Below are 23,592 nucleotides of genomic sequence, written 5' to 3'. Positions count from 1 at the left end.
CGCCAGAATGCTTAACGAGACCGATGGTCTCGTCGCATACTGCTTCTGTAGGCAGCCACTCGTCCGCAGGAGACGCCACCGTGAGCACGGAAAACACCCTGGCCGGAGACGCCGGCAAGACCAACCGTTACCACTTTGATCGCCACACCCCGGAGTACCGCGAGCGGTTCACCGTCATCACCGAGGAGATGCACGCCAGGTGCCCGGTGGCGTGGACCGACACCTACGACGGGCACTGGGTAGCCGCGGGCAACCGGGAGGTCTTCGAGCTCGCCCGATGCCCACACGTGTCCAACGACCACGACGTCACCGGTGAAGGCACCGGCTACAAAGGCATCACGATTCCCACGCTGCCGCAGGGCACCGGCGTCCGCGGCGGCATGCTCGAGATGGACGAACCCGAGCACTCCGCCTATCGCAGCATCCTCAACCCCTACCTGTCGCCCGCGGCCGTCAAGCGCTGGAAGCCGTTTGTCGACGAGATCGTGCGGGCGAGCATCGACGAGAAAATCGAAGCCGGGCGGATCGACTTCGTCGACGATCTCGCGAATGTCGTGCCCGCCGTCCTGACACTGGCGATGATGGGCGTTCCGCTGAAGAAGTGGCAGCTCTATTGCGAGCCGGCCCACGCCAACGTCTACACCCCCGCCGATTCCCCGGACGCCCCAAGGGTTTTGGAGCAGACGATGGCGATGGGAGCGGACCTGTTCAACCACCTCCTCGAAATCCGAGAGAACCCGCGCCCCGGCATTGTGGACGCGTTGGCGAGACTGAAGATCGACGGCGAACCCGCCCCCGACGCCGAACTGCTCGGAATGCTCGGCTTGATCATCGGCGGAGGTTTCGACACGACGACGGCGCTGACCGCGCACGCGCTCGAATGGCTGGGCGAAAATCCCGAACAGCGCGAACTGCTCAGGCGCGAATCGGAAACGCTGCTCGACTCGGCGACCGAAGAATTCCTGCGTTACTTCACGCCCGCACCCGGCGACGGTCGCACGATCGCCGCCGATCTCGAAATAGCGGGCACGCGGTTCAAGGAGGGCGATCGCCTGTGGCTGTCCTGGGCGATGGCCAACCGCGACCCCTCAGTGTTTCCCGAGCCGAACCGACTAGATCTGAGCCGAAAGAACAACCGGCACTTCAGCTTCGGGCTCGGCGTTCACCGCTGCATCGGCTCCAACGTCGCGCGGGTCGTGTTCAAGTCGATGCTCACGGCGGTGCTCGACCGGATGCCCGACTACCGCTGCGACCCCGAGGGCACCGTGCACTATCCGACGATCGGCGTGATCCAGGGCATGCAGCACCTGCCGGCCACCTTCACGCCCGGCGGCCGGCTTGGACCGGGGATCGACGAGACGCTGGAGAAGCTGCAACGGGTCTGCGACGAGCAGGGGGTCGCGCGGCCCATCACCGAGTACAACCAGCCAGCCGTCATCGGCGACTGACTAGACGTCCAAGTCGCGGCGGAGCTTGGCGACGTGGCCGGTCGCCTTCACGTTGTACTGCGCGACGGCGATCTTGCCCTTCTCGTCGACCACGAACGTCGAGCGGATGACGCCGGTGACCGTCTTGCCGTACATCTGCTTTTCGCCGTAGGCGCCATAGGCGCTCAGGACCTTGCGCTCGGGGTCGGACAGCAGCGGGAACGTCAGCTTCTCGGCGTCGCGGAACTTGGCGAGCTTCTCCGGCTTGTCGGGGGAGATCCCGATGACGTCCAGGCCGGCGCCATTGAGCTCGGCCAGGCTGTCCCGAAAGTCGCACGCCTGCTTGGTGCAGCCCGGCGTCGACGCGGCCGGGTAGAAGTACACGACGACGCGACGTCCCTTGTAGTCGGCCAGGGATACCAAGTTGGCGTCGGCGTCGGGCAGGCTGAAGGAGGGCGCTTTGTCGCCCGGTGCAAGCCGCGTGGTCTCGGTCAAGGTGGGTCCCTTTCTGTTCACCGGAGCGTCGGGGTTACCGCCAGCTGATCTAGGGTAGTTCGGGCAGGTGCATGAGCCGGATAGTGGGCGACTTGGAGGACACAGTGGCGGACCGGGACCCCGAAGCCATCAAGCAGGACATCGACGTCGCCCGTGACCAGCTGGCGGCCACCGTCGACTCGCTTGCCGAGCGGGCCAACCCCCGGCGCCTCGCCGACGACATCAAGATCCGGGTGATTCGATTCGTGCGCAAGCCCGTGGTGCTCGCGTCGCTGGCCGGCGTCGGGGCGCTCGTCGTGGTGGTGACGGTGCGCCGCGTCAGGAATCGGTGACGCGGCCGGCCTGGACGTACACCGGAATGTCGTCGGCCCAGGGCTGGTTGGTGGCGATGTCGTCGACGTCGCAGTAGCAGCGTTCGAATTCGCCCGTCGCCGCGTCGACCAGCCGGTATTCCTGCAATCCGTTCGGCGCGGGAGCCCACGGCGCCGCGCGTATCGGTATTTCGGCTACTCCCAGCAGGGCGGGTCGTTCTCGGCCATATAGGCCTCCCATGCGGCGCGCCGCATGGTCCGGGTGTGCAGGTCCTGGCAGATCGCTTGCGCCTCGGCGGCGGTGGTTGCCCGGCCCAGGTCGTGGTGCACAAAGCCGTCATCTACGCGCTCGGCGCGGAAGCCGCCCGTCGAGACCGCGTGGACTCGATACTCGCTGCGGTCGTCGATGTTGGCATGGAAGTGGCCCTCGTAGGGGTCGACCCACTTCAGCTCAGTTTTCACAAGTCCCCTTTGAAAAACCCCGTCGCACAGATGGTAGGGCTGGCGGGGTTACTGGGGAAAGGATTTCTCGGAGATTGTTACCCAACGGGCGAACCCCCATCGAGGCGGAGAAGCCCCCAAATAAATATTTGGTGGGCTGGTGCGCCGTCAGGGTTTCGAACCCCGGACCCGCTGATTAAGAGTCAGCTGCTCTACCAACTGAGCTAACGGCGCTTGTGGTCGGCCGAGACCGCGTAGGCGACAATAACAGGCGTTGCGCCACGGAGTGAAATCCCGACCTCGTTCCAGGATAGCGGCCCCGGGAGTGGGCACACCGTTAAACGTCCGAGTTCGCCCTGGCCGGCCATCGCCTGGCCGTTGTCGACTTTTCGCCGCGAAATCCCGTGTACTGGTGAAAGACGCTGTCGCGTAACGAATTCCGTTTACAACACCGTGCCGCAGAAGGGTGTCCGGTCGGTGCTGAAGGCCGCGTCCAGCGCGCCCAGCGCTCCCTGGCGCACTTCGGTGATGCGGTTGGCGCGGGCCAGCTGGGAAGCCCGATGCGCCCCCATGTAAATGGTGGCCAAGTCGGCCAGCCCGATCTCGATGTCGGGGGACCCGTCGTGGGGCGTGCACTTCCCGGCGCCGCCGCGGATCTGCAACTGGAAGCGCCCTCCCGCGAGCTCGAGCGGGTCTGTGACGTCCAGCACGATGTCGGCATCGGCGCCGTAGGTGCGGGCGCCAAGTGCTTCGGGGACGTCGTTGATGCGCACCCACAGGAAGTCGCTCACGCCCTTGGTTTCAGCCGCGCGCTGGTCGACGAGTTTGAGCGGCAGCGGATCGTCGGGCGGCACATCGATCTCGATGCGATAGAACATCTCCAAGACCAGAAGCGTCTGCAGCAGCTCGGTGTGTGCTTCATCGGTGATGGGGCAGAAGTCTTCGACGACTACGGTGCCCAGCGGCGGGCGGAACGCGTGCTGGTGCGAGCCGACCACCCGGTAGGTCAGGAAGCCGTCAGGGTGAATGGTGTAATGCAGCGCAGATCCGTTGCCGCGCTGGGTCGGTCGGTCGTCCAGAGAGTCGGCCCACCACGCTTCGTCCCGGGATATCGCGCCATTGGTTGCGGCACACCATCTTTCATAGAGCTCGGGCAGGTGCCGTCGCGCCTCGGCGGCGTTGACCTCGCGCGCCCGAATCCGGCGGGGCTTGTCGCGCAACTTCGCGAAACGGCGGTCGATGGCATAGGTGTGGCTGTAACTCGACACGCCGGCGCCGAAACCGTCGTACATCGCGGTCTGCGTCGGGACGCCACACACGATCGGATAGCCGCGGTCCAGCAGTATTCCAAGTCCCTTGGCGCTGAGCTGCGCCCAGAGCCCCTCGCCCTGATGCGTTGACGCAACGGCGATCATCGTCAGCCACGCGACCCGCAGATTGGCACCACCCGGCACGGTGAGCCGCGAGCGGTAGATGATGGACGTTCCCACCAGATTTGGATGCTCCGGATCGGAGACGTCCTCGGCAATGAGAATGTCCTCGAGGCTGACTCGGCGTTTCCACGCCTCGAGGTCTTCGGGACCCACCGGGTCGCCGAATGTCCGGGCCTGATTCTCAAAGACCGCCTGCCAGTCGTCTTCGGTGGGATGCCGGATATTCGTGCCGTCGTCCGTGTCGTCCATTGCACATCCAATCTGGTTGTAGCCCAGGCAAACCGGCACTGCGCACGCCGAATACAAGTACGGTGTGCACTTTTAGATTCGATACCCGAGTGCTCGAGCGTCAAACCTCGATCCGAATATCGGGACGACGTGCCACGAATACGCGCCGATGTGAGCAATTCAACAGCGGGCGGGTCAAATGGCGCGGTTTCGGGTAGGCGATACGCCATGCTGCAAGTAATCACCCGGCTTGCCATCGCCGCGCCGCGCCGCATCATCGCGATCGCGGTGCTGGTGTTTTTGGGCGCCGCGATCTTCGGGCTTCCGGTGGTCAACGGCGTATCCGGCGGGGGTTTTCAGGACCCCACCTCGGAGTCATCGCGGGCGACCGACACCCTGCGGGACAAGTTCAACCAGACCGATCAGCAGATGCTGATCGTGGTGACCGCACCCACCGGCGCCCGGGGTAACCAGGCGCGCCTGGTCGGCACCGAGATCGCCGACCAGCTGAAACGTTCGCCGTGGGTGCTGAACGTCTCGTCGCCGTGGACGTCGCCGCCGGCGGCCGCGGCCCAGCTGATCAGCAAGGACGACAAGTCCGGAATGATCGTGGCCGGCCTCAAGGGCGGGGAGAACGACGCGCAGCGATACGCCAGCGCGCTGACCAAGGACCTGGTGCATGACCGCGACGGCGTCACCGTGCGCGCCGGCGGCATGGCCGTGGCGTATGCGCAGATCAACGACCAGAACCAGCGCGACCTGCTGCTGATGGAGTCCATCGCGATTCCGCTGAGCTTCGCCGTGCTGGTCTGGGTGCTCGGCGGGGTGGTGGCCGCGGCAATGCCGATCGTCTTGGGCACCTTGGCCATCGTGTGCACCATGTCGGTGTTGCGGCTGATCAGCTTCGCCACCGACGTGTCGACGTACGCACTAGACCTCAGCATCGCGATGGGCCTCGCCCTGGCGATCGACTACAACCTGCTGATCATCACCCGCTACCGCGAGGAACTGGCCCGCACCGAGGACCGGAACCGTAACCAGCAGCTGCTGCGGACGATGGCGCGGCATGACGCGCTGTTGCGGACCATGGCCACCGCGGGCAGGACGGTGTTGTTCTCCGCCACCACGGTCGGGTTGTCAATGGCGGTGATGGCGCTGTTCCCGATGTACTTCCTGAAATCTTCCGCCTACACCATCGTGGCCACCGCGGCCATTGTCGCGGTCGCGACCGTGGTCGTCACCCCGGCCGCCATCGTGCTGCTGGGGCCCCGACTGGACACGATGAACGCCCGCCGAGTGCTGCACCGCATCCTGCACGGGCAGCGGCCATTCCGCGATCACGCGCACCAGCCGCTGGTGGCGCAGTTCTGGTACCGCTCGACCAAGTTCGTCCTGCGCCGCGCCATGCCGGCCGGCTTGAGCGTCGTCGCGCTGCTGCTGTTGCTGGGGGTCCCGTTTCTGGGCGTGAAGTGGGGCTTTCCCGACGAGCGCGTGCTTCCTCGATCGGCGTCGGCGCGCCAGGTGGCCGACATGCTGGACCACGATTTCGCCAACGGGCTGGGAACCTCGGTGTCCGTCGTCGTCCCCGACGCCCACGGCGTGACCCCCGGCGACCTGCAGCGCTACGCCGCCGAGCTGTCCCGGGTGTCCGGCGTCTCCGCGGTCACCGCGCCGACCGGGACGTTCGTGGCCGGAAACCGGGCGGGGCCGCCCGCCGCGGCCACCGGCATGGCCAACGGCAGCGCATTCCTCACCGTGGACAGCAGGGCGCCGCTGTATTCGCAGGCCTCCAACACCCAGCTCGACCGACTGCATCAGGTCGGCGGGCCGGCCGGACGGTCGGTGCAGATGACCGGCCTGGCCCAGATCAACCGCGACAGCGTCGATGCGATCACCCAGCGACTGCCGCTCGTGTTCGGGCTGATCGCGCTGATCACCTTCATGCTGCTGTTCTTGCTCACCGGCAGCGCGGTGCTGCCGCTGCAGGCGCTGGTGTGCAACGTGCTGTCACTGACGGCGGCATTCGGGGCGATGGTGTGGATCTTCCAGGACGGCCACCTGGGCGCGCTGGGTACCACGCCCAACGGAACATTGAACGCCAACATCCCAGTGCTGTTGTTCTGCATCGCTTTTGGGCTGGCCATGGATTACGAGGTGTTCCTGGTCTCGCGCATCCACGAGTACTGGCTGGCCTCGCAAGCCGGCCGGGAGACGCCACCGACCGTGGCCGAGGCGCGCGCCGCCACCGACGAGAGCACCGCGCTGGGCATCGCCGGCATCGGCCGGGTGGTCACCACCGCCGCGGTGGTGATGTCGATTTCCTTCGCCGCATTGATCCCCGCGCACGTGTCATTCATGCGAATGCTGGGTCTGGGCCTCACACTCGGTGTGCTCGTCGACGCCACGTTGGTGCGGATGGTCTTGGTGCCGGCCTTCATTCACCTGCTTGGTCGCTGGACGTGGTGGGCGCCGCGGTGGTCGGCGTTGTTGCGGGACCGGTCCGCGACGGGGGAGGGCGAGGCCGTCGCGGTGGGCCGGCGCCGCTGGGCCGCGGACGCGCCCGGGGCGCGCATGGCCAGAAGGTGGTACACCAGAGCCGCGCCCGGCAGAAGTTGATACGGAAACCCTTATGGCTCATGCGAATATCGCCGCACTGCTGGCAGTGAGCTCCGCGCTGTGCGTGGCGAGCGGTGACGTGCTGCAGCAGCGCGCGACGCACTGCATCGCCGACCGCTCGGTAGGCACCGTCGAATTGTTCGCCGGCCTGCTGCGCAATCAGCGGTGGTGGTGGGGCGCACTACTTTTGGTGGCGAGCATCGCGTTGCAGGCCGCGGCGCTGGGCGAGGGCTCGGTGCTGATGGTGCAGGCGCTGTTGACGTCCTCGGTGCTGTTCGCGCTGCCCATCGACGCCTGGTTTTCGCACCGCACCGTGACGGGCGGCGAATGGGTGTGGGCCGCTTTGCTGACGGCCGCGGTGATCGTGGTCGTGGTCGTGGGCAACCCGGAGGCCGGTCATGCGGGCGCCTCGCTGCGAACCTGGGCCGCCGTGGCCGTCGTCCTGGGGCCGCTGCTGGTCGGATGCGCGGTGGCCGGCCGGATCTGGGGTGGTGCGGCGGCCGCGGCGCTGTTCGCCTTCGTGTCGGGGTCGCTGTGGGGCGTCTTCGCGGTGCTCGCCAAGGAGGTCGTCGCCCGGCTGGGCGACGGCGCGGGCGCGGTGATTCGGACCCCGGAGTTGTACGCGTGCATTCTGGTCGCGGTGGGGGGTGTCGCGTGGAGCCAGTCGGCGTTTCGGGCGGGTCCGCTGACCGCGTCGATGCCGACCCTGCAGATGTCGCAGCCCGTGGTGGCGGCGGTGCTCGGCGTCGTCGTGCTCGGCGAGACGCTGAACACGGGTCGTGCCGGGATGATCGCCCTGGTGGCGGCCGCGCTGGCGATGACGGCGGCCATCGTCAAACTCGCGCGCGTCGAGGCCGTCAGCACCCGCGACAGCGTCGAGGCGCAGCTGCGCGATGAGGTCCGCTCGCCGGCCTGATCGGCCCGCGGCGGGGCCGGACCCGGCCCGAATGACGAATTCATTGCGGTGGTGACACCGATCGGCAGCCCCGCCTCGCATACGTCTGGGAGCGTCGGCCAAAGCCATTAGAATGCCTGCAGCTACCTCGCTGGTCAGCGGTGACCAACTGGAGATTCATACGGAAGGTCACTGGATGAAGCATTTGCGGAGACGACGATCGTGGCTGGTAGCCGCGATGGTTCCGATTGCTGTCTTCGCCGCCGCGTGTAATGGCAACCATGCGGCGGCACCGGTGAAAGTCATCTTCGACAAGGGCACCCCGCTGGCCGACCTGCTGGTCCCCAAGCTCACCGCCTCGGTGACCGACGGCGCCGTCGGCGTGACCGTGGATGCGCCCGTCACGGTGATCGTCGCCGACGGCGTGCTCGCGTCGGTCACCATGGTCAACGAGAACGGTAAGTCGATCAGTGGGCAGCTCAGTCCCGACGGGCTGCGCTGGTCGACCACCGAACAACTCGGCTACAACAGGCGCTACACACTGAACGCGAAGGCGACCGGCCTGGGCGGCGCGACCAGCAAGCAGATGACCTTCGAGACCAGTTCACCGGCGCACCTGACCATGCCCTACATCAGCCCGGCCGACGGCGACGTGGTGGGCGTCGGTGAGCCGGTGGCGATCCGCTTCGACGAGAACATCGCGAACCGCGCGGCCGCCCAGAAGGCCATCAACATCACCACCAACCCTCCGGTCGAGGGTGCGTTCTATTGGCTCAACAACCGCGAAGTGCGTTGGCGCCCAGAGCGTTTCTGGAAGTCCGGAACAGCCATCGACGTGGCGGTCAACACCTACGGGGTGGACCTGGGCGACGGGATGTTCGGCGAGGACAACGTCAAGACGCACTTCACCATCGGTGACGAGGTGATCTCGACGGCCGACGACACCACGAAGACGGTGACAGTGCGGGTCAACGGTGATGTCGTCAAGACCATGCCGACGTCGATGGGCAAGGACAGCGCCCCAACGGCCAACGGCGTCTACATCATTGGTGCGCGGTTCAAGCACATCATCATGGATTCCTCGACCTACGGCGTTCCGGTCAACTCGCCCAACGGATATCGCACCGAAGTCGACTGGGCCACCCAGATGTCCTACAGCGGCGTCTTTGTGCACTCCGCGCCGTGGTCGGTGGGCGCCCAGGGCCACACCAATACCAGCCACGGGTGCCTGAACGTGAGTCCGAGCAACGCCGAGTGGTTCTACGACCACAGCAAGAGCGGCGACCTCGTCGAGGTGGTGCACACGGTCGGGCCGACGCTGCCGGGCATCGAGGGGCTGGGCGACTGGAACATCCCCTGGCCGCAGTGGAAAGCGGGCAACGCCAACACCTGACGGCGGTCAGTCGATCTTTTGCCACGTCCCGCAACTGCGCGTCATGAACGCGGCGTCGGTCGGCAAGATCCGGACCACCTGCTGGCCGTCGCCCACGTTGTTGTCGATGACGTCGTTGGTGTTGAAGCTGCGCAGCCTCGCCCAATAGCACCCGGATTTGCCGCCATCGGTGCGATAGGTGCCCGCCGCGATGTCCTTGTTGACGATGTAGGTGCCGTTGTTCTCGATGGATGTCTTCGGCCCCGGCGGGGGTGGCGGGGCGACGGTCTTCGTCACCGTTTTGGTCTCGGCGGGCAGCGTCGACGTGACGGTCGTCGCGGTGTGACTCGACCCGCCGCAGCCCGCGAGGAACAGCGCGACCCCCGCGACAGCCGTTGCCCCCGGGCGCATGCGCCGGGGTCGGGGCGGGGCGGGACGTTGGCTGTTCACTACTTTCCAGTTACGGGTGCGTGCGTTTGCGCGGAGACGGTAGCACCATAAAAGGTCAGGGAGCGGTGATGCTCCCTGACCTGTGGGGTGAGTGACGGGACTCGAACCCGCGACATTCAGGATCACAACCTGACGCTCTACCAACTGAACTACACCCACCACGGCCGCAAGCCGACCCTCGCACGATGACGGTCAACGAGCGGCGACGTCGATACTAGCCGGTTGGCGGCGCGCTGGCCGAATCGTTTGGTCCCGGTGCGTCTTTTCCGCCGTCAAGGGCGGTGGCAACCGCCTCGATTTCGCTGGTAGAGGGCCCCGGCGGCGCGACGAACGCGGTTCGCCGGTAAAACTGCAGCTCGCGGATGGATTCGTGGATATCGGCCAGGGCCCGGTGGGCCAGCCCCTTGACGGGCTGACCGAAGTAAATCCGCGGGTACCAGCGCCGGCACAGCTCTTTGATCGAGCTCACATCGATCATGCGGTAGTGCAGGAACGAGTCCAGGGCGGGCATGTCGCGCACGAGGAAGGCGCGGTCGGTGGCGATGGAGTTGCCGGCCAGCGGCGCCGTCTTGGGCTGCTTGACGTGTTCGCCGATGTAGTCCAGCACCATCGCCTCGGCGGTCGCCAGGTCGACGGTGGATGTCCGCACCTCGTCGGTCAGCCCGGAGCGCGAGTGCATTTCGGTGACCACTTCGCCCATCGCCGCGAGCGCGGCATCGTCGGCATGGATCACCACGTCGACTCCCTCGCCGAGAATGTTCAAATCGGCGTCGGTCACCAGCGCTGCGATCTCAATCAGCTTGTCCGAGCCCAGATCAAGCCCGGTCATCTCACAGTCGATCCACACCAATTCGTCTCGCACAGCGCTCAGACTAGGCCCAACTGACGCCTGCGCCGGACCTCGCCCCCGGATGAGCTGGAGAAGTAGGGTGAGCGTTGTCGAACTGCATGCCGAATCATCGGGGAAGAGGGGCGCAGCACGATGAGCACTGATTCAACGGCCACGGCCGCGACGCGGATCGCCGACGGCTATGCCGTCGACGGTCAGGCACTGGAACTGGGCACGGTCGTCATCGACGGCGCGGCCGATCCGACGGCGCAGATCCGTATCCCGTTGGCCACCATCAACAGGCACGGCCTGGTGGCCGGGGCCACCGGAACGGGCAAAACCAAGACGCTGCAACTGATCGCCGAGCAACTCAGCGCCGCGGGCGTCCCCGTGCTGATGGCCGACGTGAAGGGCGACCTGTCCGGGCTGTCCAGGCCCGGCGAGGGCAACGACAAGACCGCCGCGCGGGCCAAGGACACCGGCGACAACTGGACGCCGACCGGGTTTCCGGCCGAATTCTTGTCGTTGGGCACCAAGGGGATCGGCGTGCCGATACGCGCGACCGTCGACAGCTTCGGCCCCGTTCTGCTGTCAAAAGTGCTGGGGCTCAACGCTACTCAAGAGTCAACGCTGGGGCTGATCTTCCATTGGGCCAAGGATCAGAACCGTCGGCTGGTCACCACCGACGATCTGCGCAGTGCCATCGGCTACCTCACCAGCGACGCGGGCAAGGAAGACCTGAAATCCCTGGGCGGCGTGTCGGCGACGACGGCGGGCGTCATCCTGCGGGCGCTGGTGAACCTCGATGCCGAGGGCGGCGACACCTTCTTCGGCGAACCCAAGCTCGATCCGAACGATCTGCTGCGCGCCAACGACCAAGGCCAGGGCATCATCTCGCTGCTGGAGTTCACCGGTCAGTCCGTGCGTCCCGTCATCTTCTCCACCTTCCTGATGTGGCTGCTCGCCGACCTGTACACCCAGCTGCCCGAGGTCGGCGACATCGACAAACCCAAGCTGGTGTTCTTCTTCGACGAAGCGCACTTGTTGTTCGCCGACGCGTCCAAGGCCTTCCTCGAGCAGGTCGAACAGACCGTCAAGCTGATCCGGTCGAAGGGTGTCGGGGTGTTCTTCTGCACCCAGCTGCCCACGGACATTCCCAATGACATCCTCTCGCAGTTGGGCGCCCGAATTCAGCACGCGCTGCGGGCGTTCACGCCCGACGACCAGAAGGCGCTCAGCAAGACCGTCCGCACCTATCCGAAAACCGATGTGTACGACCTGGAGTCGGCGTTGACGTCGTTGGGAATCGGCGAGGCGGTGGTCACCGTGCTGTCCGAGAGGGGCGCACCGACACCGGTCGCGTGGACCCGAATGCGGGTGCCGCGCTCGCTGATGGCGTCGATCGGCAACGGGGACATCGAGGCCGCGGCGAAAAACAGTCCGCTGCAGGCGAAGTACGGCCAGACGGCTGCCCAGCCCGCGCAGCCCCAGGCCGCCCCGCAGGCACCGCAGGCTCAAACCGCGCCCCAGCCGCCGCAGGCCCAGTCCGGCTACCCGCCCGTCCCGCCGAACGAGCCGGTACCGCCGATGCCGGAGCCTGCGGAGCCGAAGGGCCCGAAGGGGCCCTCCATGTGGGAGGAAGTGCTGCAGAACCCGACGGTGAAAAGCGGGATCAACACCGCGATACGCGAAGCGGTCAAAAGCATCTTCGGCACCGGCCGCGGCAGGCGGAAGTAGCGACTACCCCCCGCCCAGCTTCTTGTAGAACGCGCCGACGATGGGCGCCACGATGGCGCGCGGGCCGTACCCACTGGCCACCGACATGGCCTTCGACGTCAGGCCCGGAACGACGCGCATCTTGTTGCGCGCCAACGCATCCAGCGACACCCGCGCGGTGTGTTCGGTCGAGATCCACAGGAACTCCGGCACCAGCCGCTCGACGATCGAGGCCTCGGTTTCGTCGGGCAGGTCGGTCCGCACCGGGCCGGGCGCCAGCAGCGTCACGTTGACACCGGACCCGCGCAGCTCGCCCCGCAGCGATTCGCTGAAAGTGTTCGCGAACGCCTTGGTGGCCGCGTAGGTGGCGTTGTAGGGGATCGGCGAATTGCCCGCCGCCGAACCGGAAATCAGGATCCCACCGGATCTACGCTCGACCATTCCCGGCAGCACCGCCAACGTAAGGTCATGCACCCCAAGGACATTCAGCTGCAGCTGGGCTTTTTCGCCGGCCGGATCGAGCGTGGCGACCGGGCCGAACGTCGCGGTGCCCGCGTTGGCGCACAGGATCGAGATCGGGCGGGCGGCCAGCTCGTCGCACAGCTTCGCGCGTTCGCCCGGATCGGCCAGATCGGCTGGGCGCACGTCGACGATGACGCCGTACTTGTCGGTCAGCCGGGCGGCCAGACCCTTGAGCAGGTCCTCGCGGCGCGCGGTGACGATCAGGTGGTGTCCGCGTGCGGCGAGTTCGGTGGCCAGCGCTTCACCGATGTTCTGCGAAGCTCCGGTCACAACGGCGCGCGCCTCGGGGCTTGGAGCGGGTAGCGGCATGCGCCAATCGTAGACAGCGGCCGAAATGGCGCCCGCAGCCGATCGCGAGCGCCTATAGAGTGCCGGGAATGAGCCAGCCGGAGTTGCGTCCCGCCAGCCCCGCGCGATCGCGGGTGGTGGCGTGGGCGCTCTGGGACTGCGGCTCGACCGGTCTGAACGCGATCGTGGCGACCTTCGTCTTCGCCGTCTACCTGACCAGCAGCGTCGGGGTGGGGATATCCGGCGCCACCACGCCGGCGAGCTGGTTGGGCCGCGCGGCGGCCGTCGCCGGGCTGACCGTCGCCGTGCTCGCGCCCGCCGTCGGCGTGTGGGTGGAGTCCCCGCAACGCAGGCGGGTGGCGCTGAGTGTGCTGACCGCCACAGCGGTGACGCTGACCTGCCTGATGTTCTTCATCCACGACCGCCCCGGCTACCTCTGGGCCGGCCTGGTGCTGCTCGGGGCGACGGCGGCCTGCGGCGACCTGGCCAGCGTCCCGTACAACGCCATGCTGCGTCAGCTCTCGACGCCGCAGACCGCCGGGCGGATATCCGGATTCGGCTGGGCAGCGGGTTATGCCGGAAGCGTTCTGCTCCTGCTGGTGATCTACACCGGCTTCATCTCCGGATCCGGCAAGGGGCTCGACGCGACACGTGGCCTGTTGCGAGTTCCGTTTCGGGACGGGCTTTATGTCCGCGAGGCGATGTTGGTGGCCGCGATCTGGTTCGCGGTGCTGGCGCTTCCCCTGCTGTTCGTCGCGCACCGGCTGACGGAGTCGTCGGAGGGGTACCAGCCGACGAGCATGCTGGGTGGGTATCGCAAGCTGTGGACCGAGGTCGCCGCGGAATGGCGGCGCGACCGCAACCTGGTGTACTTCCTGTTCGCCAGCGCGCTCTTCCGGGACGGGCTGGCCGCGATCTTCGCGTTCGGCGCGGTGCTCGGCGTCAACGTGTACGGCATCTCACAGGCCGACGTGCTGATCTTCGGGGTGGCGGCCAGCGTGGTCGCCGCGGTGGGCGCGGTGCTGGGTGGGTTCGTCGACCACCGCGTCGGATCGAAGCCCGTCATCGTGGCGTCACTGTTCGCGATCATCGTCCTCGGGCTGACCCTGATGGCGCTGTCCGGGCCGGTGGCCTTCTGGGTGTGCGGACTGCTGTTGTGCATGTTCATCGGGCCGTCGCAGTCGTCGTCGCGCGCCCTGCTGCTGCAGATGGCCAAGCACGGCCGGGAAGGCGTCGCGTTCGGCCTCTACACCATGACCGGGCGGGCGGTGGCGTTCGTGGCGCCGTGGCTGTTCTCGGTGTTCGTCGACGTCTTCGGCGCTGTGCGGGCCGGCCTGGGCGGAATTTCGCTGGTGCTGATCGCCGGACTTCTGGCGATGCTGGCGGTCCGGGTTCCGCTGCGCGCCGCCGCGGTGGCCGAACCCGCGGCCGAGCCGTCCCAGCCGGCTGGAGGTAGCACCTAGCCGCGAGCGTCGCAGATCGTCAGGCCGCCGCCGACGCGCTTGCTGAGCTGAACCCCGTCGACGGTGAGCGTGCAGGTGACGCTGTGGCCGATGTTGACGATCGTGACGTTGGGCGAGTGGTTAGCCGACTTCGACAGACTGACCTCCTTGCTCCACGGCAGCGCGACGTTGAATTCGGTCTGGATGAGGCCCCCGGTATCGATGTACATGATGCTGATCGCGCGGCCCTCACCCGAGACGGTGTAGACGACATCTTGCATCGCGGCCGGCCCGGTCGTCTCGGGCGGCAGCTCGGGGCCGCTGGTCGGCGGTATCGGGGCCGGGATGAGCGACGGCGACCGGTGGGGAGATGTCGTCGTCGTCGTTTCCGGGGTCGTCTCCGGCATCGCCGGCAACGGCGGAACGGCGGTCTGGGTCTTGATCGCGTCGTTCGCCAGCACCAGGGCAATCACCAATGCGACGACCAGCAGGACCGCCGCGCCGGCGCCGAGCCACAACCATCGCGACGACTTCGGGCCGCCGGGCGGCGGGGGAGCCATGCCGGTCGGTAGGTCGCCCGACGGGGGCAGATCCTGCTGCCAGTACGCCGGCAGCCGCTTGGTGGTGTTCGTCTCGTTCGGGGTGGGTCCCCAGGGCGGCGTCGACCCGCCATAGCTTTGCGCGTAGGGCATCTGATCTGCGTACGCGGGATCGGCGGGCGGCGCATACCCCGGTTGCTGTGGCCCCGGCTGCGATGTAGGAAACCGCTCGGTGGGACGTGAATCGTTCATGTCCACCTCATGGCTTGCAGGGTACCTGGGCTCGGTGTTAAAACCCTGAGTCACTTTACGACGGACTGCTCAGGGGCACTGAATTTCCGGCCGCGAGCGCGGCCACCGTCATTGCCCGCATGACGGCGCGCGACCTCGCCGTGCGGACGGTCTTGCTGCGCGAAGTATCGGGGGACTTCATGCTGTGCGGTGTCGAATTCAGCAGACCGAACACGGCGTGTGCGGCCAGCCGGGCATCGGCCTCGGCCAGCTCGGGGTTCAGCTCCCGCAGCACCCCCACCCAGACCTCGACGTATTGGCGCTGGGATTTGCGCACCTGCCTTTCGGCGGCCGCGGGCAGGTACGCGAGGTCGCGATCCTGGATGCGAATCAGGTCGGGCTCGTTGAACACGAAGTCAAGATGGAAGTCGATCAGCCCGTCCAGGGCTGCGGCCGCGTCGGTGCCGTCGGTCTGCACCTGCCGCGCGCCGGCGAGCAGCCGCGTGCTGATGCCCACCAGCAACTCGACCAGCAGCGACTCCTTGTTCGGAAAATGCCGGTAGATGGCTGGACCGCTGACCCCGGCGGCCGCACCGATGTCCTCCAGCCGCACCGCGAGGAACCCGCGCTCGGCGAACAACCGCTCGGCGGCGGACAGCAGTTGTAGCCGGCGGTCGGACTTCAACTGGCTCCGGCGATTTGGGACGTCAGCGGGACCGGCCTGGCCCTCGGAGGCGGACGCTGTCATGACGGACCTCCGTCTGGTCAACTGGCCCTAACGTAGCACGGGTTATTCGCGATTAACTCGCACTTTGCGCCGACTGCGGTCCTCCCTGGACCGGCAACGACGGCAATGGTATTCTCGGCCCTTGAGTTAATGGGCATTAACTCAAAAAGCCCGACCGCACGACGGCAAGGAGGCTGCTGCGGCGATGGACAACGTGGTGACCTCACCCGCCAAGGCCGAGGCGTCGTTCTCAGATGAGCACCGTCGGCTGGTGGGCGAGTTGAACGCCAAGCTTGCGGCGGCGGCGTTGGGCGGAAACGAACGCGCACGGGAACGCCATGTCAGCCGCGGCAAGCTGTTGCCCCGTGAACGGGTGGACCGCCTACTCGACCCGGGCAGCCCGTTTCTGGAGTTCTCCCCACTGGCCGCGGACGGCATGTACGGCGACGAGTCTCCCGGAGCCGGGATCATCACCGGCATCGGCCGCGTGTCGGATCGCGAGTGCGTGATCGTCGCCAACGACGCGACGGTCAAGGGCGGCACCTATTACCCGATGACGGTCAAAAAGCATCTGCGTGCTCAAGAGGTGGCACTGCAGAATCGGCTGCCGTGCATCTACCTGGTGGACTCCGGCGGTGCGTTCCTGCCCCGGCAGGACGAGGTCTTCCCCGACCGCGAGCACTTCGGCCGCATCTTCTACAACCAGGCGACCATGAGCGCCAAGGAGATTCCGCAAGTGGCCGCTGTGCTCGGTTCGTGCACGGCCGGCGGCGCCTATGTGCCCGCGATGAGCGATGAGGCCGTCATCGTGCGCGAGCAGGGCACGATCTTTTTGGGAGGCCCGCCCCTGGTCAAGGCGGCGACCGGGGAGATCGTGTCGGCCGAAGACCTCGGCGGCGGCGACCTGCATTCCCGGGTCTCCGGTGTCACCGACCACCTCGCCGAAGATGACGAGCACGCCCTGCGGATCGTGCGCGCGATCGCGGCCACGTTCGGCCCGCGCGAGCCCAGCCCGTGGGAGGTGCGATCTCCGGTCGCGCCGAGGTGCGACCAGACGGAGCTCTACGACGTGGTGCCGCCCGACCCGCGGGTGCCCTACGACGTGCACGAGGTGATCGTGCGGCTGGTCGACGGCGGCGAATTCAGCGAATTCAAGGCCAATTACGGCAAGACGCTGGTGACCGCATTCGCCCACATTCACGGCCACCCGGTGGGTATCGTGGCCAATAACGGCGTGCTCTTCAGCGAATCCGCTTTGAAGGGCGCGCATTTCATCGAGCTGTGCGACAAGCGCAAGATCCCGCTGCTGTTCTTGCAGAACATCGCCGGCTTCATGGTGGGCCGCGACTACGAGGCCGGTGGCATCGCCAAGCACGGCGCCAAGATGGTCACCGCCGTCGCCTGTGCGCGGGTGCCCAAGCTGACCGTCGTGATCGGTGGATCCTATGGGGCGGGCAACTATTCGATGTGCGGCCGGGCGTATTCGCCGCGCTTCCTGTGGATGTGGCCCAACGCCCGCATCTCGGTGATGGGCGGCGAACAGGCCGCATCGGTGCTGGCCACCGTGCGCGGCGAGCAACTCGCGGGCGCGGGCAAGCCGTGGTCGGCCGACGAGGAAGAGGCGTTCAAGGCGCCCATTCGCGACCAGTACGAAAGTCAGGGCAATCCCTACTACTCCACGGCCCGGCTGTGGGACGACGGGATCATCGACCCCGCCGACACCAGAACCTTTGTCGGGCTGGCTCTTTCGGTGTGCGCCCAAGCACCGCTGGAGCCCGTCTCCTACGGCGTCTTTCGGATGTGAGTGCAGTGTTCGAGACCGTACTGGTGGCCAACCGCGGCGAGATCGCGGTGCGCGTGATCCGGACCCTGCGCCGGCTGGGCATCCGCTCGGTCGCCGTCTACAGCGATCCCGACGACGGCGCGCGGCACGTGCTCGAGGCCGACGAAGCGGTGTGGCTCGGGCCCGCCGCGGCGCGCGAGAGCTACCTGAACATCGACAAGGTCGTCGGGGCGGCCGTGCGCACCGGATCTCAAGCGATCCACCCCGGGTACGGATTCCTCTCCGAGAACGCCGATTTCGCCGCGGCCTGCGAGCGGGCCGGGGTGGTGTTCCTGGGTCCGCCGGCCCAGGCGATCCAGGTGATGGGCGACAAGATCACCGCCAAGAACGCCGTGGCCGCCTTCGACGTCCCCGTGGTGCCCGGTGTCGCCAAGCCCGGGCTGAGGGATGACGAGTTGGTCGCGGCCGCGGACGAGGTCGGATACCCGGTGCTGATCAAGCCGTCGGCAGGCGGCGGCGGCAAGGGCATGCGGTTGGTGGAGGAACCGGGCAAGCTGCGCGAAGCGCTGGTGGGCGCGCGGCGCGAGGCCGCCTCATCGTTCGGCGACGACACCCTCTTCCTGGAGCGATTCGTGTTGCGGCCCAGGCATATCGAGGTTCAGGTGCTCGCCGACACGCACGGCAACATCGTGCACCTCGGCGAGCGCGAGTGCAGCCTGCAGCGCCGTCATCAGAAGGTGATCGAGGAGGCGCCGTCGCCGCTGCTCGACGAGGCGACGCGGGCGCGCATCGGGGCGGCCGCCTGCAACACGGCGCGCAGCGTCGATTACGTCGGTGCGGGCACCGTCGAGTTCATCGTCTCCGCGGACCGGCCCGACGAGTTCTTCTTCATGGAGATGAACACCCGCCTGCAGGTCGAGCATCCGGTCACCGAGGCGGTCACCGGGCTGGACCTGGTCGAGTGGCAGCTGCGGGTGGCCGCCGGCGAGAAGCTCGGGTTCGCCCAGGACGACATCGAATTGCGCGGGCACGCCATCGAGGCCCGGGTGTATGCCGAGGATCCGGCGCGCGGCTTCCTGCCGACCGGTGGGCGGGTGCTGCAGGTGTCCGAGCCGTCCGGTGACGGTGTGCGCGTGGACTCCTCGCTGCTGCCGGGGACGCTGGTCGGCAGCGACTACGACCCGATGCTGAGCAAGGTGATCGCCCACGGGAGCGACCGCGAAGAGGCGCTGGCGAAACTCGACCGGGCACTGAGCCGGACCGCGATCCTGGGCATCCAGACCAACATCGAATTCCTCCGGTTCCTGCTCGCCGACGAGCGGGTGCAGGCCGGCGACCTGGACACCGCGCTGCTGGACGAGCGGCTGGCGGACTTCGCCCCGCTGCCGGCCCCCGATGACGTGCTGGCGGCGGCGGGCCTTTATCGGCAGTCGGCGCTGGCCTTCCGGGCACGCCGCTTCGCGGGCAACCCCTGGGCGGCGCCGACAGGCTGGCGGGTCGGCGGCAGCCCGGCCCCGGTCCGCACCGACATGCGCACCCCATTGCGCAGTGAGACGGTCTCGGTGCGGGGGTTGCCCGACGCCGCCATGGTGCAGGTCGGCGATGGTGAAACATTGTCCGCCGCAGTGCAAGTCGAGTCGACGCTGATGAGCGTGACACTGGACGGGGTGCGCCGTGACTACCGCTGGGCCGAGGCCGACCGGCACCTGTGGATCGCCGACGAGCGAGGAACCTGGCACCTGCGCGAGGCCGAGGAGAACAAGATCCACCGCGCCGCGGGCGCGCAGCGGGCCGAGATCGTCAGCCCGATGCCCGGCAGCGTGATCGCGGTTCAGGCATCCTCGGGCGCCGACGTTTCCGAGGGCGACGTGGTGGTCGTCGTCGAGGCGATGAAAATGGAACATTCGCTTGCCGCACCGGTTTCCGGACAGGTGGAAGTGCTGGTCTCCGTCGGTGACCAGGTGACGGTGGATCAGGTGCTGGCCCGGCTGGCGCCCGAAGAGTCCAGCGCGGCAGCCGATTCGAGTAAGGACGCATCATGACCACATCCATTACCGCGGGGGCCTTACCCAAGGAGTATCAGGATCTTCGCGACACGGTCGCCGAGTTCGCGCGCACCGTGGTCGCTCCGGTGTCGGCCAAACACGATGAGGAGCACAGTTTCCCGTACGAAGTCGTGGCGAAGATGGGTGAGATGGGCCTGTTCGGCCTGCCCTTCCCCGAGGAGTACGGCGGAATGGGCGGCGACTACTTCGCGCTGTCGCTGGCGCTCGAGGAACTCGGCAAGGTCGACCAATCGGTGGCGATCACGCTGGAGGCCGGCGCCAGCCTCGGCGCGATGCCCATCTACCGGTTCGGCACCGAAGAGCAGAAGCAGAAGTGGCTGCCGGACCTGACCGCCGGCCGTGCGCTCGCCGGCTTCGGGCTCACCGAGCCCGGGGCGGGCTCGGACGCCGGGGGAACCCGCACCACGGCCCGGCTCGACAACGGCGACTGGGTGGTCAACGGCAGCAAGCAATTCATCACCAACTCCGGCACCGACATCACCTCGCTGGTCACCGTCACCGCCGTCACCGGTACCGCCGCGAACGGCAAGAAAGAGATCTCCTCGATCATCGTGCCCAGCGGCACACCGGGATTCACCGTCGAACCGGTGTACAGCAAGGTCGGCTGGAACGCGTCGGACACCCACCCGCTGAGCTTCGACGACGTCCGCGTCCCGGAGGAGAACCTGCTGGGTGCCCGCGGGACTGGCTACTCGGGCTTTTTGTCGATCCTGGACGAGGGCCGCATCGCGATGGCCGCACTGGCGACCGGGGCGGCGCAGGGCTGCGTCGACGAAAGCGTCAAGTACGCCAAGGAGCGCCAGGCTTTCGGCCAGCCGATCGGCGCCTACCAGGCGATCAGCTTCAAGATCGCGCGGATGGAGGCGCGTGCCCATGTGGCACGTACCTCCTACTACGATGCGGCGGCAAAGATGTTGGCGGGCAAGCCCTTCAAGAAGGAGGCGGCAATCGCGAAGATGATCGCCTCGGAAGCGGCGATGGACAACGCCCGCGACGCGACCCAGATCCACGGGGGCTACGGCTTCATGAACGAATATCCGGTGGCGCGGCACTACCGCGACAGCAAGATCCTCGAAATCGGCGAAGGGACGACCGAAGTACAGTTGATGCTGATCGCGCGATCGCTGGGACTGTCATGACGGAACAAGTCAGCAAGTCAGTTGTCCAGCGCGGCTTGTGGTTTGAGGAATTCGAAATCGGCACCACCTATCTGCACCGGCCCGGCCGGACGGTCACCGAGGCGGACAACGTCTTGTTCACGACGCTCACCATGAACACCCAGTCGCTGCACCTCGACGCGGCGTGGGCCGCCGAGCAGCCCGGCTTTCGCGGCGAGCGGCTGGTGAACTCCATGTTCACCCTCTCCACGCTGGTCGGGCTGTCGGTGACGCAGCTGACGCTCGGGACCATCGTCGCCAATCTGGGCTTCTCCGAGGTGTCCTTCCCCAAGCCGGTGTTCCACGGCGACACCCTGTACGCGGAGACCGTGTGCACGGGCAAGCGCGAATCGAAGAGCCGGCCCGGCGAAGGCATCGTCGCCCTCGAGCACACGGGGCGCAACCAGCACGGCGACGTGATCGCGCGCGCCGTGCGCACCACGCTGGTGCAGAAGCGCCCGGGCAACGAGGAGACCACGTGAACCTGCAAGCCGCCGGTCCCGGCTGGCTGTTCTGCCCGGCCGACCGTCCCGAACGTTTCGCCAAGGCCGCCGCTGCCGCGGACGTGGTGATCCTCGATCTCGAGGACGGCGTGGCTGAGGCAGACAAGCCCGCGGCGCGCAAGGCGTTGCAGGAGACACCGCTGGACCCCGAGCGCACCGTGGTGCGGATTAACGCGGCCGACACCGCGGAATACCCCCTCGACCTCGAGGCCCTGGCCGGCACCGCGTACACGACCGTTATGCTGTCCAAGACCGAATCGGCCGCGCAGGTGACGGCGCTGGCGCCGCGCGATGTGATCGCGTTGCTGGAGACGCCGCGCGGTGCGGTGTTCGCCACCGAAATCGCGGCGGCCCAGGGCACCGTGGCGCTGATGTGGGGCGCCGAGGACCTGGTCGCCACGCTCGGCGGTAGCTCCAGCCGCAAGGCCGACGGCAGCTACCGCGACGTCGCCCATCACGTCCGGTCGACGGCCCTGCTCACGGCGTCCACCTTCGGTCGGGTTGCGCTCGACGCGGTGCACCTGGACATCCGGGACCTCGACGGCCTGCGCGACGAGGCCGAGGACGCCGTCGCGCTGGGCTTCGCCGGAACGGTGTGTATCCACCCGAGCCAGATCGCGGTGGTGCGCCAGGCGTATCGCCCCAGCGAGGAGCGGCTGGACTGGGCGCGACGGGTCCTGACGGCGGCGCGGTCCGAACGCGGAGTCTTCGCGTTCGAAGGACAGATGGTGGACTCGCCGGTACTCAAGCACGCGCAGATGACGTTGCGCAGGGCGGGTGAGGCCCTCCCCGGGTGAAACCCGGACGGGACACGGGCGGCAAAGCGCGACACGTTGCGTCGTCGCCGCAATCAGCGCGGTCTCTTCTCATTTGAGCGCATAATGGTGAGTACGTCAGTGTCGCGGCGAGCGAAGCCTTTCGTGTAACTGACGATTGATCTCCGCTCGCGGTAGGTCCCGGCTGACCGTGTGCCGGGATCCGCTGTGGCTCACCGGGCCACGCGGCACCCCGGCGAAGGAGGCGGTGTGGCGCAGGTGTCTTCGGTGCCGATGACTGTCGATCTCGAGCCGGTGCAGCTCGTCGCGCCCGATGGCTCACCAACGCCCGAAGATCGCTACAGCCGTGAGCTTCCCGCGGAGACGCTGAGCTGGCTCTACGAGATGATGGTGGTCACCCGCGAGCTGGACGGCGAATTCGTCAACCTCAAGCGGCAGGGGGAGCTGGGCCTGTTCGCCTCGTGCCACGGTCAGGAAGCCGCCCAGGTCGGTGCCGTGGCGTGCCTGCGTAAGACGGACTGGCTGTTTCCCCAATACCGGGAACTCGGAGCGTTTTTGGTGCGCGGCATCCCACCCGGACACGTGGGGGCCGCGTGGCGCGGAACCTGGCATGGCGGCCTGGATTTCACCAAGAAGTGCTGCGCGCCGCTGTCGATTCCGATCGGCACCCAGACCCTGCACGCGGTGGGGGCGGCGATGGCTGCCCAACGCCTGGGCGAGGATTCGGTGACGATGGCGTTCCTCGGCGACGGCGCCACCAGCGTGGGGGACGTGCACGAGGCGCTGAACTTCGCGGCCGTGTTCACCACGCCCTGCGTGTTCTTCGTGCAGAACAACCAATGGGCGATCTCGATGCCGATATCCAAACAGACCGCCGCACCATCGCTGGCGCACAAGGCAATTGGATACGGGATGCCGGGAATCCGGGTGGATGGCAACGATGTGTTGGCCTGCTATGCGGTGACGGCCGAGGCCGCCTCCCGGGCCCGTGCCGGCGGCGGCCCGACGTTGATCGAGGCGGTCACCTACCGCCTGGCCCCGCACACCACGTCCGATGATCCGAGTCGATACCGGACGCAAGAGGAGGTCGACCACTGGTCCGCGCTGGAACCGATCGCGCGGTACCGCAGCTACCTGCAACGGGAGGGCCTGTGGTCGGAACGCTTGGAGGAACGGGTTGCCGCCCGTGCGAAACGGATGCGGGCCGAATTGCGCGACGCGGTGTTCGACGCGCCCGATTTCGACATCGACGAGCTGTTCACGTCGGTGTACGCCGAGATCACCCCGGGACTACAGGCACAGCGCCGGCAGCTGCGGGCCGAACTCGACCGGAGTGATTGAGAGG

21 protein-coding genes, 2 tRNA genes and 1 pseudogene are annotated in these 23,592 nt (G+C 67.3%); 13 read left to right on the top strand and 11 right to left on the bottom strand.

Features of this window, described 5'->3' with window-relative positions:
- The first annotated feature begins 80 nt into the window (after positions 1-80).
- Positions 81-1,448, top strand: coding sequence for a cytochrome P450 (locus A5760_RS24830; RefSeq protein ID WP_064885804.1), 1,368 nt, complete (start codon positions 81-83; stop codon positions 1,446-1,448).
- On the opposite strand, the gene bcp is transcribed toward A5760_RS24830, so the two are convergent.
- Complete coding sequence (gene bcp, locus A5760_RS24825) at positions 1,449-1,922, bottom strand: thioredoxin-dependent thiol peroxidase (RefSeq protein WP_064885820.1); 474 nt, start codon at positions 1,920-1,922, stop codon at positions 1,449-1,451.
- 104 nt (positions 1,923-2,026) lie between these two features.
- Between bcp and A5760_RS24820 the strand changes: the two genes are divergently transcribed.
- Positions 2,027-2,254, top strand: coding sequence for a DUF3618 domain-containing protein (locus tag A5760_RS24820; RefSeq protein WP_064885817.1), 228 nt, complete (start codon positions 2,027-2,029; stop codon positions 2,252-2,254).
- Here A5760_RS24820 and A5760_RS27855 read toward each other — a convergent pair.
- The 4 genes and pseudogenes from A5760_RS27855 to A5760_RS24805 form a co-directional block, all read right to left on the bottom strand.
- A pseudogene (locus tag A5760_RS27855) lies at positions 2,241-2,381 on the bottom strand (DUF3556 domain-containing protein); the annotation flags it as partial. The gene A5760_RS24820 and the pseudogene A5760_RS27855 overlap by 14 nt on opposite strands.
- Positions 2,382-2,428: 47 nt before the next feature.
- Positions 2,429-2,695: a hypothetical protein gene (locus tag A5760_RS24815; protein ID WP_064885803.1), complete on the bottom strand. Its 267-nt coding sequence runs from the start codon at positions 2,693-2,695 to the stop codon at positions 2,429-2,431.
- Positions 2,696-2,832: 137 nt separating this feature from the next.
- Positions 2,833-2,908 (bottom strand) — tRNA-Lys (locus A5760_RS24810).
- Between the two features lie 209 nt (positions 2,909-3,117).
- Positions 3,118-4,356, bottom strand: a complete 1,239-nt coding sequence (locus A5760_RS24805) for a GNAT family N-acetyltransferase (RefSeq protein ID WP_064885801.1) — start codon at positions 4,354-4,356, stop codon at positions 3,118-3,120.
- Positions 4,357-4,563: 207 nt separating this feature from the next.
- On the opposite strand from A5760_RS24805, the gene A5760_RS24800 reads away from it, so the two are divergent.
- From A5760_RS24800 to A5760_RS24790, 3 genes are all read left to right on the top strand, one after another.
- Positions 4,564-6,951 (top strand): MMPL family transporter, encoded by a 2,388-nt coding sequence (locus tag A5760_RS24800; protein ID WP_064885799.1) that lies wholly within the window; start codon positions 4,564-4,566, stop codon positions 6,949-6,951.
- 13 nt (positions 6,952-6,964) lie between these two features.
- Positions 6,965-7,867 carry a DMT family transporter gene (locus tag A5760_RS24795; RefSeq protein WP_064885797.1) on the top strand — a complete coding sequence of 301 codons (903 nt, stop codon included), beginning with the start codon at positions 6,965-6,967 and terminating at the stop codon, positions 7,865-7,867.
- A 175-nt stretch (positions 7,868-8,042) separates the two neighbouring features.
- Positions 8,043-9,239: a L,D-transpeptidase gene (locus A5760_RS24790; protein WP_064885795.1), complete on the top strand. Its 1,197-nt coding sequence runs from the start codon at positions 8,043-8,045 to the stop codon at positions 9,237-9,239.
- Between the two features lie 6 nt (positions 9,240-9,245).
- On the opposite strand, the gene A5760_RS24785 is transcribed toward A5760_RS24790, so the two are convergent.
- The 3 genes from A5760_RS24785 to orn all read right to left on the bottom strand — a co-directional run bounded on the left by A5760_RS24785 (position 9,246) and on the right by orn (position 10,530).
- Positions 9,246-9,629, bottom strand: a complete 384-nt coding sequence (locus A5760_RS24785; protein ID WP_064885793.1) for a hypothetical protein — start codon at positions 9,627-9,629, stop codon at positions 9,246-9,248.
- 122 nt (positions 9,630-9,751) lie between these two features.
- Positions 9,752-9,827, bottom strand: a tRNA-His gene (locus tag A5760_RS24780).
- Between the two features lie 55 nt (positions 9,828-9,882).
- Complete coding sequence (gene orn / locus A5760_RS24775) at positions 9,883-10,530, bottom strand: oligoribonuclease (RefSeq protein ID WP_064885791.1); 648 nt, start codon at positions 10,528-10,530, stop codon at positions 9,883-9,885.
- A 120-nt stretch (positions 10,531-10,650) separates the two neighbouring features.
- Between orn and A5760_RS24770 the strand changes: the two genes are divergently transcribed.
- Positions 10,651-12,234: a helicase HerA-like domain-containing protein gene (locus tag A5760_RS24770; RefSeq protein WP_064885790.1), complete on the top strand. Its 1,584-nt coding sequence runs from the start codon at positions 10,651-10,653 to the stop codon at positions 12,232-12,234.
- Between the two features lie 3 nt (positions 12,235-12,237).
- Here A5760_RS24770 and cmrA read toward each other — a convergent pair whose 3' ends face one another.
- The gene (gene cmrA / locus A5760_RS24765) at positions 12,238-13,044 is read right to left on the bottom strand and encodes a mycolate reductase (protein ID WP_064885788.1); all 807 of its coding nucleotides are present in this window, start codon (positions 13,042-13,044) and stop codon (positions 12,238-12,240) included.
- 68 nt (positions 13,045-13,112) lie between these two features.
- Between cmrA and A5760_RS24760 the strand changes: the two genes are divergently transcribed.
- Positions 13,113-14,486 carry an MFS transporter gene (locus tag A5760_RS24760; protein WP_064885786.1) on the top strand — a complete coding sequence of 458 codons (1,374 nt, stop codon included), beginning with the start codon at positions 13,113-13,115 and terminating at the stop codon, positions 14,484-14,486.
- Here A5760_RS24760 and A5760_RS24755 read toward each other — a convergent pair.
- Together A5760_RS24755 and A5760_RS24750 are read right to left on the bottom strand one after the other, a co-directional pair.
- Positions 14,483-15,262: an MmpS family transport accessory protein gene (locus tag A5760_RS24755; protein WP_064885784.1), complete on the bottom strand. Its 780-nt coding sequence runs from the start codon at positions 15,260-15,262 to the stop codon at positions 14,483-14,485. The genes A5760_RS24760 and A5760_RS24755 overlap by 4 nt on opposite strands.
- 49 nt (positions 15,263-15,311) lie before the next feature.
- Positions 15,312-15,983 carry a TetR/AcrR family transcriptional regulator gene (locus A5760_RS24750; protein WP_064885783.1) on the bottom strand — a complete coding sequence of 224 codons (672 nt, stop codon included), beginning with the start codon at positions 15,981-15,983 and terminating at the stop codon, positions 15,312-15,314.
- 196 nt (positions 15,984-16,179) lie between these two features.
- On the opposite strand from A5760_RS24750, the gene A5760_RS24745 reads away from it, so the two are divergent.
- The 6 genes from A5760_RS24745 to pdhA all read left to right on the top strand — a co-directional run bounded on the left by A5760_RS24745 (position 16,180) and on the right by pdhA (position 23,588).
- Complete coding sequence (locus A5760_RS24745; protein ID WP_064885815.1) at positions 16,180-17,766, top strand: carboxyl transferase domain-containing protein; 1,587 nt, start codon at positions 16,180-16,182, stop codon at positions 17,764-17,766.
- A 5-nt stretch (positions 17,767-17,771) separates the two neighbouring features.
- Positions 17,772-19,787 carry an acetyl-CoA carboxylase biotin carboxylase subunit gene (locus A5760_RS24740; protein ID WP_064885781.1) on the top strand — a complete coding sequence of 672 codons (2,016 nt, stop codon included), beginning with the start codon at positions 17,772-17,774 and terminating at the stop codon, positions 19,785-19,787.
- Positions 19,784-20,950 (top strand): acyl-CoA dehydrogenase family protein, encoded by a 1,167-nt coding sequence (locus tag A5760_RS24735; RefSeq protein ID WP_064885779.1) that lies wholly within the window; start codon positions 19,784-19,786, stop codon positions 20,948-20,950. The genes A5760_RS24740 and A5760_RS24735 overlap by 4 nt, the downstream gene beginning before the upstream one ends.
- Entirely contained in the window at positions 20,947-21,450 is a 504-nt protein-coding gene (locus A5760_RS24730; RefSeq protein WP_064885777.1) for a MaoC family dehydratase, read from the top strand. Before A5760_RS24735 ends, A5760_RS24730 begins: the two co-directional genes overlap by 4 nt.
- The gene (locus A5760_RS24725; protein ID WP_064885776.1) at positions 21,447-22,268 is read left to right on the top strand and encodes an HpcH/HpaI aldolase/citrate lyase family protein; all 822 of its coding nucleotides are present in this window, start codon (positions 21,447-21,449) and stop codon (positions 22,266-22,268) included. Before A5760_RS24730 ends, A5760_RS24725 begins: the two co-directional genes overlap by 4 nt.
- A gap of 252 nt (positions 22,269-22,520) precedes the next feature.
- Positions 22,521-23,588 (top strand): pyruvate dehydrogenase (acetyl-transferring) E1 component subunit alpha, encoded by a 1,068-nt coding sequence (gene pdhA, locus A5760_RS24720; RefSeq protein ID WP_155764468.1) that lies wholly within the window; start codon positions 22,521-22,523, stop codon positions 23,586-23,588.
- Positions 23,589-23,592: the final 4 nt, after the last annotated feature.

Origin of the sequence: Mycobacterium colombiense, assembly GCF_001665835.1 — a bacterium.
In the GTDB taxonomy this organism is placed as follows: domain Bacteria; phylum Actinomycetota; class Actinomycetes; order Mycobacteriales; family Mycobacteriaceae; genus Mycobacterium; species Mycobacterium colombiense_A.
The sequence above is the reverse complement of the archived record's forward strand: the minus strand, read 5'-3'. Positions and strand labels throughout refer to the sequence as shown.

Bases quoted from the DNA above. Each gene is read 5' to 3' on its own strand.
- cmrA (WP_064885788.1), bottom strand. From the start codon at position 13,044: ATGCCGCTACCCGCTCCAAGCCCCGAGGCGCGCGCCGTTGTGACCGGA.
- A5760_RS24730 (WP_064885777.1), top strand. From the start codon at position 20,947: ATGACGGAACAAGTCAGCAAGTCAGTTGTCCAGCGCGGCTTGTGGTTT.
- A5760_RS24735 (WP_064885779.1), top strand. From the start codon at position 19,784: ATGACCACATCCATTACCGCGGGGGCCTTACCCAAGGAGTATCAGGAT.
- A5760_RS24770 (WP_064885790.1), top strand. From the start codon at position 10,651: ATGAGCACTGATTCAACGGCCACGGCCGCGACGCGGATCGCCGACGGC.
- A5760_RS24805 (WP_064885801.1), bottom strand. From the start codon at position 4,356: ATGGACGACACGGACGACGGCACGAATATCCGGCATCCCACCGAAGAC.
- A5760_RS24795 (WP_064885797.1), top strand. From the start codon at position 6,965: ATGGCTCATGCGAATATCGCCGCACTGCTGGCAGTGAGCTCCGCGCTG.
- A5760_RS24800 (WP_064885799.1), top strand. From the start codon at position 4,564: ATGCTGCAAGTAATCACCCGGCTTGCCATCGCCGCGCCGCGCCGCATC.
- A5760_RS24750 (WP_064885783.1), bottom strand. From the start codon at position 15,983: ATGACAGCGTCCGCCTCCGAGGGCCAGGCCGGTCCCGCTGACGTCCCA.
- A5760_RS24785 (WP_064885793.1), bottom strand. From the start codon at position 9,629: ATGCGCCCGGGGGCAACGGCTGTCGCGGGGGTCGCGCTGTTCCTCGCG.
- A5760_RS24790 (WP_064885795.1), top strand. From the start codon at position 8,043: ATGAAGCATTTGCGGAGACGACGATCGTGGCTGGTAGCCGCGATGGTT.
- A5760_RS24760 (WP_064885786.1), top strand. From the start codon at position 13,113: ATGAGCCAGCCGGAGTTGCGTCCCGCCAGCCCCGCGCGATCGCGGGTG.
- pdhA (WP_155764468.1), top strand. From the start codon at position 22,521: ATGACTGTCGATCTCGAGCCGGTGCAGCTCGTCGCGCCCGATGGCTCA.